At 72.3% G+C, this 14378-nt stretch carries 14 protein-coding genes and 1 pseudogene; 5 read left to right on the top strand and 10 right to left on the bottom strand.

Annotation, left to right across the window (positions count from 1 at the left end; genetic code table 11):
• The first annotated feature begins 30 nt into the window (after positions 1 to 30).
• On the top strand, positions 31 to 1032 hold the full coding sequence (locus RY94_RS06235; protein WP_043442791.1) for a hypothetical protein: 1002 nt from the start codon (positions 31 to 33) through the stop codon (positions 1030 to 1032).
• Positions 1033 to 1150: 118 nt separating this feature from the next.
• Here RY94_RS06235 and RY94_RS06230 read toward each other — a convergent pair whose 3' ends face one another.
• The 5 genes from RY94_RS06230 to RY94_RS06210 form a co-directional block, all read right to left on the bottom strand.
• Positions 1151 to 1981 carry a glycerophosphodiester phosphodiesterase family protein gene (locus tag RY94_RS06230; protein WP_043442788.1) on the bottom strand — a complete coding sequence of 277 codons (831 nt, stop codon included), beginning with the start codon at positions 1979 to 1981 and terminating at the stop codon, positions 1151 to 1153.
• The gene (locus RY94_RS06225; protein ID WP_043442785.1) at positions 1959 to 2768 is read right to left on the bottom strand and encodes an HAD family hydrolase; all 810 of its coding nucleotides are present in this window, start codon (positions 2766 to 2768) and stop codon (positions 1959 to 1961) included. Before RY94_RS06225 ends, RY94_RS06230 begins: the two co-directional genes overlap by 23 nt.
• Before the next feature lie 93 nt (positions 2769 to 2861).
• Positions 2862 to 3389, bottom strand: coding sequence for a YbhB/YbcL family Raf kinase inhibitor-like protein (locus RY94_RS06220; protein WP_043442783.1), 528 nt, complete (start codon positions 3387 to 3389; stop codon positions 2862 to 2864).
• 35 nt (positions 3390 to 3424) lie between these two features.
• The gene (locus RY94_RS06215; protein WP_043442780.1) at positions 3425 to 4348 is read right to left on the bottom strand and encodes a carbohydrate kinase family protein; all 924 of its coding nucleotides are present in this window, start codon (positions 4346 to 4348) and stop codon (positions 3425 to 3427) included.
• Positions 4349 to 4401: 53 nt separating this feature from the next.
• Positions 4402 to 4884, bottom strand: coding sequence for a PGPGW domain-containing protein (locus tag RY94_RS06210; RefSeq protein WP_052274018.1), 483 nt, complete (start codon positions 4882 to 4884; stop codon positions 4402 to 4404).
• A gap of 136 nt (positions 4885 to 5020) precedes the next feature.
• On the opposite strand from RY94_RS06210, the gene RY94_RS06205 reads away from it, so the two are divergent.
• The 3 genes from RY94_RS06205 to RY94_RS06195 are packed head-to-tail and all read left to right on the top strand — an operon-like array spanning position 5021 to position 7429.
• Entirely contained in the window at positions 5021 to 5998 is a 978-nt protein-coding gene (locus RY94_RS06205) for a ring-cleaving dioxygenase (RefSeq protein ID WP_043442778.1), read from the top strand.
• Positions 5999 to 6006: 8 nt separating this feature from the next.
• On the top strand, positions 6007 to 6648 hold the full coding sequence (locus tag RY94_RS06200; protein ID WP_052274017.1) for an alpha/beta hydrolase: 642 nt from the start codon (positions 6007 to 6009) through the stop codon (positions 6646 to 6648).
• Positions 6641 to 7429 carry an isocitrate lyase/PEP mutase family protein gene (locus RY94_RS06195; RefSeq protein WP_043442775.1) on the top strand — a complete coding sequence of 263 codons (789 nt, stop codon included), beginning with the start codon at positions 6641 to 6643 and terminating at the stop codon, positions 7427 to 7429. The genes RY94_RS06200 and RY94_RS06195 overlap by 8 nt, the downstream gene beginning before the upstream one ends.
• A gap of 15 nt (positions 7430 to 7444) precedes the next feature.
• Here the strand turns inward: RY94_RS06195 and RY94_RS06190 are convergent, their stop codons facing one another.
• Together RY94_RS06190 and RY94_RS06180 are read right to left on the bottom strand one after the other, a co-directional pair.
• Entirely contained in the window at positions 7445 to 8230 is a 786-nt protein-coding gene (locus tag RY94_RS06190) for an alpha/beta hydrolase (protein ID WP_043443806.1), read from the bottom strand.
• 311 nt (positions 8231 to 8541) lie between these two features.
• Positions 8542 to 8772: pseudogene (locus RY94_RS06180) on the bottom strand (alpha/beta hydrolase); the annotation flags it as partial.
• Positions 8773 to 8956: 184 nt separating this feature from the next.
• Here RY94_RS06180 and RY94_RS06175 point away from each other — a divergent pair.
• Positions 8957 to 10063 (top strand): GTP pyrophosphokinase, encoded by a 1107-nt coding sequence (locus tag RY94_RS06175; protein ID WP_043442766.1) that lies wholly within the window; start codon positions 8957 to 8959, stop codon positions 10061 to 10063.
• Positions 10064 to 10106: 43 nt separating this feature from the next.
• Here the strand turns inward: RY94_RS06175 and RY94_RS06170 are convergent, their stop codons facing one another.
• The 3 genes from RY94_RS06170 to RY94_RS06160 form a co-directional block, all read right to left on the bottom strand.
• Positions 10107 to 11618: a carboxyl transferase domain-containing protein gene (locus tag RY94_RS06170; protein ID WP_197060605.1), complete on the bottom strand. Its 1512-nt coding sequence runs from the start codon at positions 11616 to 11618 to the stop codon at positions 10107 to 10109.
• Entirely contained in the window at positions 11615 to 12838 is a 1224-nt protein-coding gene (locus tag RY94_RS06165) for a CaiB/BaiF CoA transferase family protein (RefSeq protein WP_043442764.1), read from the bottom strand. The genes RY94_RS06170 and RY94_RS06165 overlap by 4 nt, the downstream gene beginning before the upstream one ends.
• 61 nt (positions 12839 to 12899) lie before the next feature.
• Positions 12900 to 14264: an SLC13 family permease gene (locus RY94_RS06160; RefSeq protein ID WP_043442761.1), complete on the bottom strand. Its 1365-nt coding sequence runs from the start codon at positions 14262 to 14264 to the stop codon at positions 12900 to 12902.
• Between the last annotated feature and the right edge of the window lie 114 nt (positions 14265 to 14378).

The raw sequence follows: 14378 nt of genomic DNA, 5'->3' as shown, positions 1-14378 counted from the left end.
CATGCCTCCCTCCACCCTCTCCCGCAGCCGATGAACGATCCGCGCGAGGTGTGGGCCTCCCCGGCGTGGCGGCAGCAGGCGGAGCAGTGGATCGACCTGGTGCTCGAATCGTTCGGGGTGACCCGGACCGGTCCGACCGACCAGCCGCGCGTCCGCTTCTGGTCGACGCAGCTCACCGTCCCCACGGACCACGGCACGCTCTGGTTCAAGGAGAACAACCCGGGTCAGCTCGCGGAGGCCTCGATCCTGTCCCTGCTCGGCGAGTTGGCGCCGGACCATGTCATGGCCCCGCTCGCGATCGAGCCCTCCCGCGGCTGGATGCTCACGGCGGACCACGGCGCCACGCTCGACAGCCTCGGATCGGACGACGCCGCGGCGTGGGTCCGCATCACCACCGACTTCGCGGACCTGCAGCGGATCGCCGCCCGGCACGGTGAGCGGCTCGCCCAGGCGGGGCTCGTCACCATGAATCCCGAGGTGGCGGCGAACTTTGTCGAGAACCAGCTGCTCCTGCACACGGGACTGCCGGCCGGGCACCCCCTGTACCTGTCCGCGGAGGGGGCCGACGACGTCGTGCGCCGCCTGCCCGCCGTCCACCGCGCCGTCGATGCGCTGCGGGCCGTCCCGGTGCCGCTGTCCCTCGACCACAACGACCTGCACGCGCGGAACTGCTTCCTGCCCGGCACGGACGCCGAGCCGCTGCGGTTCTTCGACTTCGCGGACGCCTACTGGGCGCACCCGTTCAGCGCCCTGCTCGTGCCCATCACGCAGATGCGGGAGCAGTGGAACACCACGGCGGCGGACCCGCGGATCCAGTCCGTCATCACGGCCTACCTCGAACGCTGGACGGACCACGCGCCGCTGCCGGAGCTGCGGGCCGCCGTCGAACCCGCCCTGGCGCTGGCCGGCGTCCATCGGTACGGCTCGTGGCTGCGCCTGCTCGTCTACGCGGACGACGACTCCATGCGCGCGTACGCCCCCGCCGCGCTGCACTACCTGAGGACGCTGACGGACCCGGTCCTGACGGCGTAGCCCCGCCCCGGGTGCGGGCGTCGGCTCCGTTGCACACGCATGGCGGGTGCCGGAGCGCTCGACCCACCACACCTGCACCCTCGAGGACGGAGCCCCCGACGCGGCGACGCCGGCCGGCTCAACCCCCCGGGCGCCCCTGCGGCCAGACGGCCCTGTCCCGCAGGCACTCCGCGAGGACGTCCGCGGCATCGGACACGATCCCGTGGACGCCGAGGTCCAGCAGACGGTCCATCCCGGCCCGCTCGTTGACCGTCCAGACGTGGACCTGCAGGCCCGCGTCCTCGCAGCGCCGGACGAACCCCCGCGTCACGACCCGCACGCCGCGGTACGTCTCGGGCACCTGCAGCGCATGGACCCTGGCCGTCCGGGCAACCGGCCCGGCCAGCCCCAGCGGCACTGCGATCCTCAGGAGGGCGTTGACCGCCATCCCGGCGGACGACGCCGTCGGACGGTCGAGCAGGCGCAGGACCGCGAGCCTCCGCCGATCGGAGAAGGACGCGACGAGCACGCGGTCGTGGGCGGCATGGCGGTTGATGAGCTCCGCGAAGGGACGCACGCACGCGTCGCTCTTGACGTCGATGTTGAGACGCAGCTCCGGCCAGCGCAGCAGCACGGCTTCGAGCGTCGGGATCCCCCCGCCCCCGCCGACCGACAGCCGGCCCAGCTCCTCCGCGGTCCGTGCGGCAACCGGGCCGCGGTCCCCGGTGACGCGGTCGAGGACCTCGTCGTGGAACACCATGACGACGCCGTCGCTCGAGGCGTGGACGTCGATCTCGAGGTACCGGAAGCCGAGCTCCACGGCACGTCCGAAGGCGGCCAAGGTGTTCTCCCCGCCGTCGGGTGCGAAGCCGCGGTGGGACAGCGCGATCGGCTGCGGCCGGGGCGGGGCCCCCGCCGCGTTGTCGAGATAGGGGAAGAGGCCCGCGTCAGGCCGTGCGGAGCGCCGCAAGGCGCTGCTCCAGGATCTGCGCCACGCCGTCCTCCTCGAAGGCGGGGGCCATGAGGTTCGCGGCGGCGAGCGCGTCGGGATGCCCGGAGGCCATCGCGTACCCGTGGCCCGCCCAGTCGAGCATCTGGACGTCGTTGGGCATGTCCCCGAAGGCGACGACGTCGGCGGCGTCGATCCCGCGCGCTGCGGCGTACTGCGCGAGGGTCACGGACTTGTTGATCTCCGGCAGGGCCATCTCGAGGAGTGCCATCGTGGGCGCGGAGTGCGTCGTGGAGACCAGGTGCGCGACCGCGGGCCGGACGGTGGCCAGGAAATCGTCGGGTGAGACGGCCCTCTCCCGGGCCAGGAACTTCACGATGTCCTCGCCCGGCAGGGACTCCTCGAACGGCCGGGCGGTGAGGCCGCCGAGCAGTTCGATCGTCGACGCGTCGGCGAACCCCGACTCGAGCTTGAACCCCGACACGGTCTCGGCGGCGAAGGTGGCCGCCGGGAAGAGCTCGCGGATGATGTCGCGCGCGGCGTAGATGTTCTCGGGGGCGAGGAGCTTCGCGTCGAGCACGCGCTCCGACGCGAGATCGTAGGTGAGGGCGCCGTTGGAGCAGATGACCGTCCCCGTGTGCCCGAGCTGGTCACGGAGCGGCTCGAGCCAGCGCGGCGGGCGGCCCGTGACGAAGACGACGTCCACCCCGGCGTCCACGCAGGCCCGGAACGCGCGGATGGTGCGTTCGCTCATCTTGCCGTCGTGCCCGACGACGGTGCCGTCCATGTCGCTCGCCACGAGGCGCATCGTCCACTCCTTCAGGTCCGGGACCTCTACCCTACCGGCGGCGGGGCAGTCACCTGCAGGAACTCGTCCGCAGGGAACTCCTCGGCGGGGCTGCTACTGCTCGTACGTGCCGGTCAGGCGGGCGCGGCCGAGGGTGTGGGAGAACAGGTTGAAGCCCAGGTAGGCGGGGCTGGCGTCGGCCGGGAGGTCCAGCGACTCCACATCCACGGCGTGGACCACCACGTGGTAGTGGTGCGGCCCGTGTCCCTCGGGCGGCGCGGCGCCCACGAAGCCGGGGAAGCCGCCGTCGTTCCGCAGCTGCACGGCACCCTCGGGCAGCAGGCCGGAGCCCTCCGTTCCCGCGCCGGCGGGCAACGACGTGGTCGTTACCGGCAGGTCCGCGACCGCCCAGTGCCAGAAGCCGCTCGCGGTCGGCGCGTCCGGGTCGTAGACGGTGACCGCGAAGCTCCGCGTGCCCTCGGGGAAGCCGCTCCAGGCGAGCTGCGGCGACTCGTCCTTGCCGCCCGCACCCATCATCCCGGACGCCTGCGCGGCGTCCAGGGGCGCATGATCGGTGACGGTCGCGCTGGTGAGCTCGAAGTCGGGGACCTGCGGAAGGTCTGCGTACGGATCGCGGGTCATCGCGGTGCTCCTGTGGTCGTCGTCGGTCGGTGTCCTCACGCGCTGCGGGCCATCTCGTCGCGCGTGGGCGGGTTCGCTCCCGCGCGGGAGACCGTGATGGCCGCGGCGCGGGCCGCGTACTGCAGCATCCCGGTGAGCTGTTCACGGGTGATTCGGAGCAGGTCGTCGCGGTGATGGGCGCCGTCGAGACCGGAGTCCACGAGCGCGCCCAGGAGGGCCGCCATGAACGAGTCCCCGGCGCCGACGGTGTCCACCACGGACGTCGGCGGTGCGGGAACCGACACCTCGCCCGCACGGCAGACGCCCCACGGGCCCTTCGACCCGCGCGTCACGACGACGACGGCGGGACCGGCCTCCAGCCATGCGCGCGCCGACTCCTCGGGGGCGCGGCCGGGGTAGAGCCACGCGAGGTCCTCGTCGGAGGCCTTGACGACGTCGGCGAGGGCCACGAACCGCTCGGCCTGCTGTCGGGCGAACGCCGCGTCGCGGATGATCGTCGGCCGGCAGTTGGGATCGTAGGTGACCGTGACGAGCGGATGGGCGCTCGCCACCAGGGCCAGGACGTCGTCGGCCCCCGGAGCGAGCATGGTCGCGATGGACCCGGTGTGCAGCAGGGTGGAGCCGTCGAGGAGCGTGTCCTTCTGCCCGGCCAGTCCCGGAAGGTCCCAGACCAGCTGGAAGTCGTAGGACGCACCGCCCGCGGGGTCCAGGCGCGCGGTCGCGACGCTCGTGGGCGCGGCGTCCGGCCGGACGGGGAAGGGCACCGCGTTGTCGCGGAGGTGCTGCTGGATCATCCGCCCGTAGTCGTCGTCGCCGTACCGGCCGACGAACTGGGCGGGATGACCGAGGCGCGCGAGGCCCACGGCCACGTTCATGGGACTGCCGCCCACGTGGGCGCGCATGGACGCGGTGTCGCTGACGACTTCGTCGATGAGGGTTTCCCCGATTACGGTGAGCACCCGTTCAACGTACCAGCCGCGGTCGAGGCCGGTACGGGATGCCTCCCGACGTCCTACCTCGGGCGCCGGGGGATGAGCGACGGCCGCGGCGGGATGGGCCTGCCCCGGAAGCGCCGCACGCTGTAGACGATCAGGGTGAGCGCGATCATCGACGAGAGGATCAGGCTGATACCCGTGCCCGTGCCGCCGAAGAGCCACCACCTGTCCGCGAGGAACCACCAGTGGGGCGTGGTGGGTTCCATGATCCAGACCACGCCGAGGCTCATGATCACGACCGAGCTCATGCAGCTCGCCGTGATCCGCGGAATCGTCTTCACCCCGAGGGCGGCGGCATGGAAGGCGTTCTCCTTGAGCGGCTTCAGGTAGCGGCGTGCCCAGTGGTAGTGCCGTGACAGGACCGCGAGGCCCGCGGCGACCATCAGGAGCCCGGGGCCGGGCAGCACGAGGGCGGCGACCCCGACCACCACGAGGGTCCACCCGATCACCTCGGCGGCGGTTCGGTGGACCCACGCCGGGAACCGCTCTTTCGCTGCCATGCTCACAGAATGCCACAGCCTGCGGGGTGCGTTCGACGCCCTGGGACAGGAACACCAGGGGAACAAAAAGCAGAGTACATGTGTTTGCATGAACATGCCGGTGCATGGAAGGCCGGTCCGAACCCAGGAGGACAGCGTGACCGCACGAACCGAAGGTCTCCACCACGTCACCGCGATCGCGGGCGACCCGCAGAAGAACATCGACTTCTACATCAGGGGCCTGGGACTGCGCCTGGTCAAGAAGACGGTCAACTTCGACGATCCCGGGACGTACCACCTCTACTACGGCGACGAGGCCGGCCGCCCCGGCTCCCTGCTGACCTTCTTCCCGTGGCAGGGCATCCGCAGCGGACGCGTGGGCAGCGGGCAGTCGACCACCACCGCGTTCTCGGTGCCGCAGGGCACCCTCGGCTGGTGGCAGGAGCACTTCAAGGCGCTCGGCGTGGAATCGACCATCGCGCGTGCCTCGTCCGAGGAGGAGCGACTCTCCCTCCGCGACCCCGACGGGCTGCAGATCGACCTCGTGGCCTCGTCCGTCTCCGATCCGCGCGACCCCTGGGACTCCGCCTCCGTGCCGGCCGAGTACGCCGTGCGTGGCCAGCACTCCTCGGTCCTCACGGTCCAGGACCCCACCCGCACGCTCGAGACCTTCACGCGTGACCTCGGCATGACGGTCCTCGCCGAGAAGGACGGCCGCTACCGCCTCAGCACGCACAACGGGGAGCCCGGGACCGTCGTCGACGTCGTCACCGACCCCCGCGGCGAGCGCGGCCTCGTGGCCGGCGGGACGGTGCACCACATCGCCTTCCGCGTACCCGACCAGCAGACCCAGGAGGTGTGGCGCCAGGAACTCGCCGAGCGCGGATACGGGGTCACAGCCATCCTCGATCGGCAGTACTTCACCTCGATCTACTTCCGCGAGCCCGGCGGGACCCTGCTGGAGATCGCGACGGACACCCCGGGCTTCGACATCGACGAGCCGCTGCTGGAACTCGGCCGCTCCCTCAAGCTGCCGCCGTGGCTCGAGCCGAACCGCGAGGCCATCTCCCACGCGGTCGCGAAGATCGACCTGCCCGGAGAGAACAACCCCGCCGTCCAGGCTTTCTTCAAGTAGGAGCGATCATGACCGACACCCAGACGTGGCCGCACCTGTTCGAGGCCGGAGCGGCGGGAACCCCCGTGCTCCTGCTCCTGCACGGCACGGGCGGCACCGAACACGACCTCCTGCCACTCGCCGCCCGCCTGGCGCCCGGGGCGGGGTACCTCGCGCCGCGGGGCCCGGTGCAGGAGCACGGCCTGAACCGTTGGTTCCGCCGGTTCGGCGAGGGCGTCTTCGACGTCGACGACGTCGTCCGCCGCGCGGGTGAGCTCGCCGCATTCCTCGGCCGGGCGCGGGACCACTACGGCATCGCCGACCGCCCGCTCGTCGCCGTCGGGTTCTCGAACGGGGCGAACATCGCCCTCGCCGCCGCGCTGCTCCACCCGGACGCCGTCCCGCGCGCCGTCGCCTTCTCGGGGATGTACCCCCTCGAGGGGCGCACCATCGACGCCGACCTGTCCGGGACGTCCGTGGCCCTGTTCAACGGGGCGTCCGACGCCATGGCCCCGATCGACAGCGTGACCCGCCTCGGGTCGATCCTCGAGAGCCGTGGCGCCGAAGTAGAACGGAACGTCCGCGAGGGCAGTCACGGGATCCACCCCACCGAGGTGGACGGCGCCGCCGCCTGGATCGCCTCGCACACCCGGAAGGTACTCGATGACTGAAGCCCACAGCGACCTCGCAGTGAAGGCCACGACACTCACCCGGCTCCACGCCGCCCCCGAGATCCTGCAGGTCGTCAACGTGTGGGACGTGATCACCGCCAGGACCGTCGCCGACGTCCCCGGCGCCACGGCCCTCGCCACGGCGAGCCACTCCATCGCGGCGTCGCTCGGGTACGAGGACGGCGAGAACATCCCCGTGGAGGAGATGATCGCGGCGGTCGGACGGATCGCCGCGGCCACCGCGCTCCCCGTGTCCGCCGACCTCGAGTCCGGCTACGGGGATCCCGGGGACACCGTGCGCCGGGCGATCGGCGTGGGGATCGTCGGAGCGAACATCGAGGACCAGATGCGGCCGCTGGCCGATGCCGTGACCCGGATGGAGGCGGTCGTGAAGGCCGGCCAGGCCGAGGGCATCGACTTCGTGCTGAACGCCCGGACGGATGCGTTCGTGAAGGCGGGAGACCGCGATCCTGCGGACGTGCTGGCCGACGCCGTCGAGCGCGGCACGGCGTTCCTCGCCGCCGGTGCGACGAACGTGTTCGTCCCCGGCCTGCTCGACGAGCACACCGTGGTCACCCTCGTGGAGGCCTTCGGTCCGCAGCGGCTCAGCGTGATCAACGTGCCCGGCAGCCTGGCGCCCGCGCGCCTGCAGGAACTCGGCGTCGCCCGGATCTCCTACGGCCCGTGGACGCAGCGCGTCGCGCTGACCGCGCTGGCGGACTCCGCCCGCGAGCTGCTCGCCGGTGGAGCCCTGCCCGAGGGGACGCTCCCCCTCAACTAGGGGACCCGACCCCGGTCAGCCCCGTGTGGGCGGGCCGGGGTGGCTCGCCGTCCCGAGCCGGTCGAGGATCGCCTCCCACGCCTCGGACCCCGGGGTGATGACGGCGAAGTGGTCGCCCGGGACGCGGACCAGTTCCGCCGTCGCGCCCGCCCCCGTGGCCGCCGCCACGTACGCCTCCGACTGGCCGGGCGGCACCGTGGTGTCCTCCGTGCCGTGCACCGCGTACACGGGGACCTCGAGGGGAACAGCCGTCATCGGGTCGGCGAGCGCGTAGCGCTCCGGGTCCTCGGGTGCACCCAGCAGGTTCTGGACCGCGTTGTCGCTCAGGCCGAGCGCCCGGGCCTGCGCGAGGTCCAGCACCCCGGCCTGGCTGACGACGGCGGTCAGCGGCACCGCGGGGGTCCCGGCGCCGGGCGCACCGGCCGGCAGCGTCGACCGCCCCGCCGCCCACACCGCGAGGTGACCGCCCGCGGAGTGGCCGAGCGCCGTCGTCGAGCGCAGGTCCAGCCCGTGGTCCCCGGCCGCGACGGCCAGGTGGTCGATGCCCGCGGCGACGTCGTCGAACGTGGCGGGCCAGCCGCCCCCGTTCCCCGCGCGCCGGTACTCGAGGTTCCAGCACGCGTAGCCGCGCCCCACCAGGTCCTGCGCGAGGGGTTCGCCGAGCTCCGCGCCGTAGGTGGACCGCCAGTAGCCGCCGTGGACGATCACGACGACGCCGCGCACGGCGGTCTCCCCGCCGGGCAGGTAGAGGTCCGCGAACTGGCTGGGATCGTGGCCGTAGCGGTAGCGCCGGGGGGCCACGGAACCGGCCCCGGTCTCCTGGCGGATCCCGCAGGCCGCGAGGACGGCGGCCCCGGCGGCGGCCAGCAGGGTCAGGACGGAGCGGCGGCCCGGCGGGGGCACGGGATTCTCGCGATGCACAGGGGAAGCGTAACGGTCACCAGGGTTGGCTACGATGAAGACTCTNGCCGGCCTGCGGGCTACCTCACCGCGATCATCCGGAGCGTCCTCCTGTGCCTCGTGATCCCGGCACTGATCATCGACGCGGACCAGCGCGGAATCCACGACCGTGCGAGAGGGACCGGACTCTTCCGCATCTAGCCGGAAGCGGCGGGCCAGCCGCCCCCGTTCCCCGCGCGCCGGTACTCGAGGTTCCAGCACGCGTAGCCGCGCCCCACCAGGTCCTGCGCGAGGGGTTCGCCGAGCTCCGCGCCGTAGGTGGACCGCCAGTAGCCGCCGTGGACGATCACGACGACGCCGCGCACGGCGGTCTCCCCGCCGGGCAGGTAGAGGTCCGCGAACTGGCTGGGATCGTCGCCGTAGCGGTAGCGCCGGGGGGCCACGGAACCGGCCCCGGTCTCCTGGCGGATCCCGCAGGCCGCGAGGACGGCGGCCCCGGCGGCGGCCAGCAGGGTCAGGACGGAGCGGCGGCCCGGCGGGGGCACGGGATTCTCGCGATGCACAGGGGAAGCGTAACGGTCACCAGGGTTGGCTACGATGAAGACTCTCCTCGGAAAGGCTGGATGCATGGGTGCGTGGGACGATCTCGACGAGCGGCTGCGCCCTGCCGTCGAGGCGCATACGCGGGAGTTCGCGCGGGTCCGGCCGGCACTGGACCGCGTCACCGAGGCCATGCGGTCCAGCATCGCGGCGATCTTCGAGAGCTCGGACCTGAAGCCCCTGTTCGTCACGGCACGCACCAAGACCGTGGAGTCCTTCCGCGACAAGGCCTCCCGCACGCTGCCCGCCGTGGACCCCGCGGACCCGCCCGTCCTCGTCTTCCCGGATCCGATGCGGAACCTGACGGACCTCGTGGGGGTCCGCATCATCACCACGCTGCCCCACGAGGTGGACCTCGCCGCGAACCTCCTCAAGCGCCAGCGCCAGGAGTTCGACTGCCGGGGGGACCGGGAGAAGGACATCGGATCCATCGAATCCGGCACGTACGGCTACTCGAGCCGCCACCTCATCATGCGCACCATCCACAACGACGTGGTGCGCAGCTTCCAGCAGGCCGTGGACCCGGAGACGAAGGCCGCGGGCAGCTATCTCTTCGAGGTGCAGGTGCGCACCGTGCTGGCGCACGCGTGGTCCGAGATCGAGCACGACATCCGCTTCAAGGCCTCCAACCCGAAGGCCTGGAGCCCCTACTTCGACCGCCAGTTCACGGGGACCGCGGCCATGCTGGAGACCGTGGAGTCGGCCTTCGCGGAACTGCACGAGCGGTACGAGACCGTCACGGGGTTCTGGGACGAGGACGGCGAGGGCAGCGCCCCGCTGACCCCCAACCGGATCCGTGACGTCTGGCAGACGCTGCTGCCCCACGTGGACCGGAAATCGGACGACAACTGGGGGTGGGCCGCCGAACTCCTCGCCGCGCACGGGCGGAAGACTACCCTGGAACTCGTGGACCTGCTGCAGGCGGACACCATCACCACGGTACGCAAGGCCCTCGACCACCGGTACTCCCCCGGGCCGGACCGGCTCCTCGACGACATGCTGCTGTGGCACTACGGCGAGCGGCACATCGACCTCACGGCCGAGGCGGCGGACGCCGACAGCACGCCGCGCCGGGACAGCCTGCAGCGCCGGCACCGCCAGATGGAGATCTACCGGGCGCAGCACCCCGCCTGACGTTCGCGGGCTCCGCGCCCCACGTCCGGGGAGCGCGCTCCGCTCAGGGGGTTCCCGCCCGGTACTTCGCCGCCCGGCGCTCCAGCCGGTCATCGGCCGGCAGGCCCGTCACGCGCGCCAGCTCGTACTCGATGGCCGAGGCCATCCGCTCGCAGAACGCCCGCCCCTCCTCGGCGGCGTCGGGCCGTTCGTCCACCACGTGGTCGACGACGCCGCGATCCACGAGCGCGGCGACCTTGACGCCCTGCGCCTCGGCCATCCCGGGCGCCCGGTCCACGGTGCGGTGCACGATCGCGCTGGCCCCCTCGGGCGGGAGCGGCGAGAGCCAGGCGTGCTCCGCGGCGATGGTGCTGTCCGCGGGCAGCAGGGCGAGCGCGCCTCCCCCCGCCCCCTGGCCGAGCAGCACGGATACCGACGGCGAGGCGAGCCCGATGAGGTCGTGCAGGGACCGGGCGATCTCCCCGGCGAGCCCGCCCTCCTCGGCCTCCCTGGACAGGTCCGCGCCGGCGGTGTCGATGACCGTCAGCAGCGGCAGGCCCAGTTCCTCGGCGAGCTTCATGCCGCGCCGCGCCTCCCGGAGCGACGCCGGACCCATCACCGCGTCCTCGGGGCGCCGGGGCCGCTGGTGGCCGAGCACGACGCACGGCTGCTCCCCGAACCGGGCCAGGGCGAGCAGCAGCCCGGGATCCTTCTCGCCCTGCCCGGTCCCGTTGAGCGGCAGGACGTCGCGGGCTCCGGCGGCGAGCAGGCGCCGGAGGTCGGGGCGCCGCCGGTTGCGCGAGATGAGGATGGACGTCCAGGCGTCGCCGTCGCCGGGGATGACGGCGGCGGTCGGGGGCGGCGGGGGCAGGCGGGACGGTTCAGCGAGCAGGACGGACAGTGCCGTGTCCACGATCGCCGCCAGCTGCCCGGGCGGGACGACGGCGTCGATGAGTCCCTTGTCGAACAGGTTCTCGGCCGTCTGGACACCGGCCGGGAAGGCTTCCCCGTAGAGCGCCTCGTAGACGCGCGGCCCCAGGAAACCGAGCAGGGCGCCGGGTTCGGCGACCGTGACGTGGCCGAGGGACCCCCAGGACGCCATGACGCCGCCGGTGGTGGGGTGCCGGAGGTAGACGAGGTAGGGCAGGCCCGCCTGCCGGTGGGCCCGCACGGCGCCGGTGATGTCCACCATGGACAGGAATGCAGGCGTGCCCTCCTGCATGCGGGTACCCCCGGAGGCGGGGCCGGCCAGCAGGGGCAGCCCCTCCGCCGTCGCCCTGCGGACCGCTGCGGTGATCCGGTGCGCGGCGGCACTGCCGATCGAGCCCGCGAGGAAGGCGAACTCCGAGACGATGACGGCCACCCGGCGGCCGTGGATGAGGCCCTCGCCCGTCAGCACCGACTCGTCCGCCCCGCTCTTCTCGCGTGCCCGCCGCAGTTCGTCCTCGTAGGCCGCACCGGCGCCGGGATAGGGCGACGGGACGGGGCTGTCCCACGAGGCGAAGGACCCTGTGTCGAGGACGGCGTCGATCAGTTCGCGGGCGGTCAGGTGCCGGGCGCGGGCCTCAGCACTCACGAGCCGTCATCGTCCGACGCGAGCCAGGCGCGGATCGCCGCGCCGTCGCCGCCGAGCAACGGCGGTGCGCTGTGGGTGCGGGTGGTGGTCTCCGACGCGCCGTCGAAGAAGCGCAGGGGCGGGCCGGGCAGGGCGATGCTGCCGAGCACGGGGTGGTCGACGTCCAGGAGCAGGCCCTGGGAGTGCACCTGGTCCCACGCGTACACCTCGTCGAGCGTGCGCACCCTGCCGGCGGGGATCCCCGCCTCGTTGAGTTTCGCGAGGAGGGGCTCGGACTCGTAGGCGGAGAACGCGTCCTCGACCACCTCGATCAGCAGGTCCCGGTTCCGCACCCGGTCCGCGTTCGAGCCGAACTCGGGCCTGCCGGCGTCGAGCCCGAACGCCGCGGTGAAGGCGGCCCACAGTTTCTCGCTGCCCACGCTGATCTGCACCTTGCCGCCCCGGCAGTTGAACAGTCCGTAGGGCGCGATCGAGGGGTGGTGGTTGCCCTGCGCCCGCGGCACCTCGCCCGCCACGGTGGTCCGGGTGCCCTGGAAGGCGTGCACGCCGATGATCGCGGCGAGCAGCGACGTGCGGACCACCTGGCCCCGGCCCGTCCGTTCGCGCTCCAGCAGGGCGGCGACCGCCCCGTAGGCGCCGTACATCCCGGACAGCAGATCGGCGATGGGGACGCCGACGCGCTGCGGGTTGTCGGGGTCCGGCCCGGTGACGGACATCAGGCCCGCCTCGCCCTGGACGATCTGGTCGTAGCCGCTGCGCTTGGCCTCGGGCCCGTCATGCCCGAAGCCGGTGATGGAGAGGATGACCAGCCCGGGGTTCAGCTCCAGCATCGCGTCCGTGGAGAAGCCGAGCCGGTCCAGGACACCCGGCCGGAAGTTCTCGACGACGACGTCCGCGCGGCGCAGCAGGTCGGTCAGGACCGCCCTGCCGTCGTCGCTCTTGAGGTCGAGGGCGATCGACTCCTTGTTCCTGTTGCAGGACAGGAAGTAGGTGGACTGGCGGTCGTCCTCTGGTCCCACGAACGGCGGCCCCCACCCGCGGGTGTCGTCCCCGGTGCCCGGGGTCTCCACCTTGATGACGCGCGCGCCGAGGTCGCCCAGCATCATCCCGGCGTGCGGTCCGGCGAGGGCCCGGCTGAGGTCGACGACGAGGCGCCCGGCGAGCGGGCCCCCGCGCTCCCCGCCAGCGGTCGGTTGCGGTGCGGTGGTCTCGGCGGTCATGGTTCCTCCGGGGTCGGTGCGGTGGGTCCTGCGGGAACGGTGCGTCGGCGGGCCGGTCGGCTCAGAGCCAGCCGGGGACCACGAGGACGAGCCAGGCGATGATCGGGCCGGCGACGACGACGATCGCCCCGTAGCCGAGGATCTGCTTGTAGAAGCGCTCCTTGTCGGTGCCCTCCGGGGCGTTCGCGAGGACGAGGGCACCGTTGGTGGAGAACGGCGAGACGTCCACGATCGTGGAGGACACGGCGAGCGCGCAGACCACGCCGACGGCGCCCACGGCCCCGGTCTCGAGGAACGGGATGGCCAGGGGGATCAGGGCCGCGAGGATGGCCGTCGAGGACGCGAACGCGGACACCACGGCGCCGATGTAGCAGATCAGCAGCGCGGCGAGGAGCGGCATGCCGAGGCTGGCGACGCCGTCGGACACGTAGTCGATGGTGCCGGCGGCCTCGAGGACGCCCACGAAGGTGAGCATGCCGCAGATGAGCAGCACGGTGGACCAGGCGATCTTGTTGACGGCCCCGCTCTGCGCCTTCGGGGAGATCAGGGCGAGGACGACGGCGACGGTGATGGCGACGAAGCCGACGTCGACGCTGAACCCGAGGGCGACGACCGCGAGGGCGATCAGGCCGAGGATGGTGGCGACCTGGGGGACGCGGTCATCGCGGGTCCTGGTGGCGACGACGCCGTCGCCCGCCGGATCGCGCGGACCGTAGGTGCCGCTGCCGGTCCCCTTGTAGGCGACGTCGGCCCGGCGGGCTCCGGGGCTCACGCTCAGGCGGGCCTCGGCGGCCTCCTCCACGAACTCGGTGACGCGTGAGGACATGAGGGTCCGGCCGCCGAGGACCATGAACAGGACGACGGCGATGAGCAGGTTGAAGATGAAGCTCGCCAGGAAGACGGCGAGCGGGCTGTACTCGAACCCGGACTGTCCCACGATGTCGTTGACGATCACGCCGTAGACGGCGATGGGCGAGAAGCCGCCGGCCTGCGCTCCGTGGACCACCATCATGCCCATGAGCAGCGGGGAGATCTTGTGGCGGGCCGCGAAGCCGAGCGCCACGGGGGCCATGATGGCGACGGCGGCGGGGCCGAGCGCACCGACCGCGGTGATGACCGCGGTGATCAGGAACATCACCCAGGGGATGAGCGCCACCCGGTTGCGCACGAGCTTCACGGCACCCTGCACGAGGAGGTCGATCGTCCCGTTGTTCTGGGCGATGGCGAAGAGATAGGTCACCCCGACCAAGGTGAGGAACAGTCCGCCGGGGAACTCCGCGATGATGTCGTCGGTCTCCATGCCGAGCACGACGGCCCCGAGCAGGAAGGCGCCGACGAAGGCGAGGGCCCCCATGTTGATGGGCAGCAGGGTGGCTATCAGGAACATCGCCGCGAGGATGATGATCGATAGGAGTGGAGCGGACATCGTTATCCTCCAGCGGGCAATGGACAGGGGGCTGAGCTGTGACCTGTGTTACAGGACCACTGGCCTAGCCTGTAGGAGAGTGGGTGTCCCTGTCAATCGGTGAGCGATAGCATG

This window comes from Arthrobacter sp. L77 (genome assembly GCF_000816565.1).
GTDB classification, from domain to species: domain Bacteria; phylum Actinomycetota; class Actinomycetes; order Actinomycetales; family Micrococcaceae; genus Arthrobacter_D; species Arthrobacter_D antioxidans.
The sequence above is the reverse complement of the archived record's forward strand: the minus strand, read 5'-3'. Positions and strand labels throughout refer to the sequence as shown.

Coding starts and splice junctions, on each gene's coding strand:
- RY94_RS06235 (WP_043442791.1), top strand. CDS start 31: ATGAACGATCCGCGCGAGGTGTGGGCCTCCCCGGCGTGGCGGCAGCAG.
- RY94_RS06225 (WP_043442785.1), bottom strand. CDS start 2,768: ATGCGCCTCGTGGCGAGCGACATGGACGGCACCGTCGTCGGGCACGAC.
- RY94_RS06220 (WP_043442783.1), bottom strand. CDS start 3,389: ATGACCCGCGATCCGTACGCAGACCTTCCGCAGGTCCCCGACTTCGAG.
- RY94_RS06210 (WP_052274018.1), bottom strand. CDS start 4,884: ATGGCAGCGAAAGAGCGGTTCCCGGCGTGGGTCCACCGAACCGCCGCC.
- RY94_RS06200 (WP_052274017.1), top strand. CDS start 6,007: ATGACCGACACCCAGACGTGGCCGCACCTGTTCGAGGCCGGAGCGGCG.
- RY94_RS06195 (WP_043442775.1), top strand. CDS start 6,641: ATGACTGAAGCCCACAGCGACCTCGCAGTGAAGGCCACGACACTCACC.
- RY94_RS06175 (WP_043442766.1), top strand. CDS start 8,957: ATGGGTGCGTGGGACGATCTCGACGAGCGGCTGCGCCCTGCCGTCGAG.
- RY94_RS06165 (WP_043442764.1), bottom strand. CDS start 12,838: ATGACCGCCGAGACCACCGCACCGCAACCGACCGCTGGCGGGGAGCGC.
- RY94_RS06160 (WP_043442761.1), bottom strand. CDS start 14,264: ATGTCCGCTCCACTCCTATCGATCATCATCCTCGCGGCGATGTTCCTG.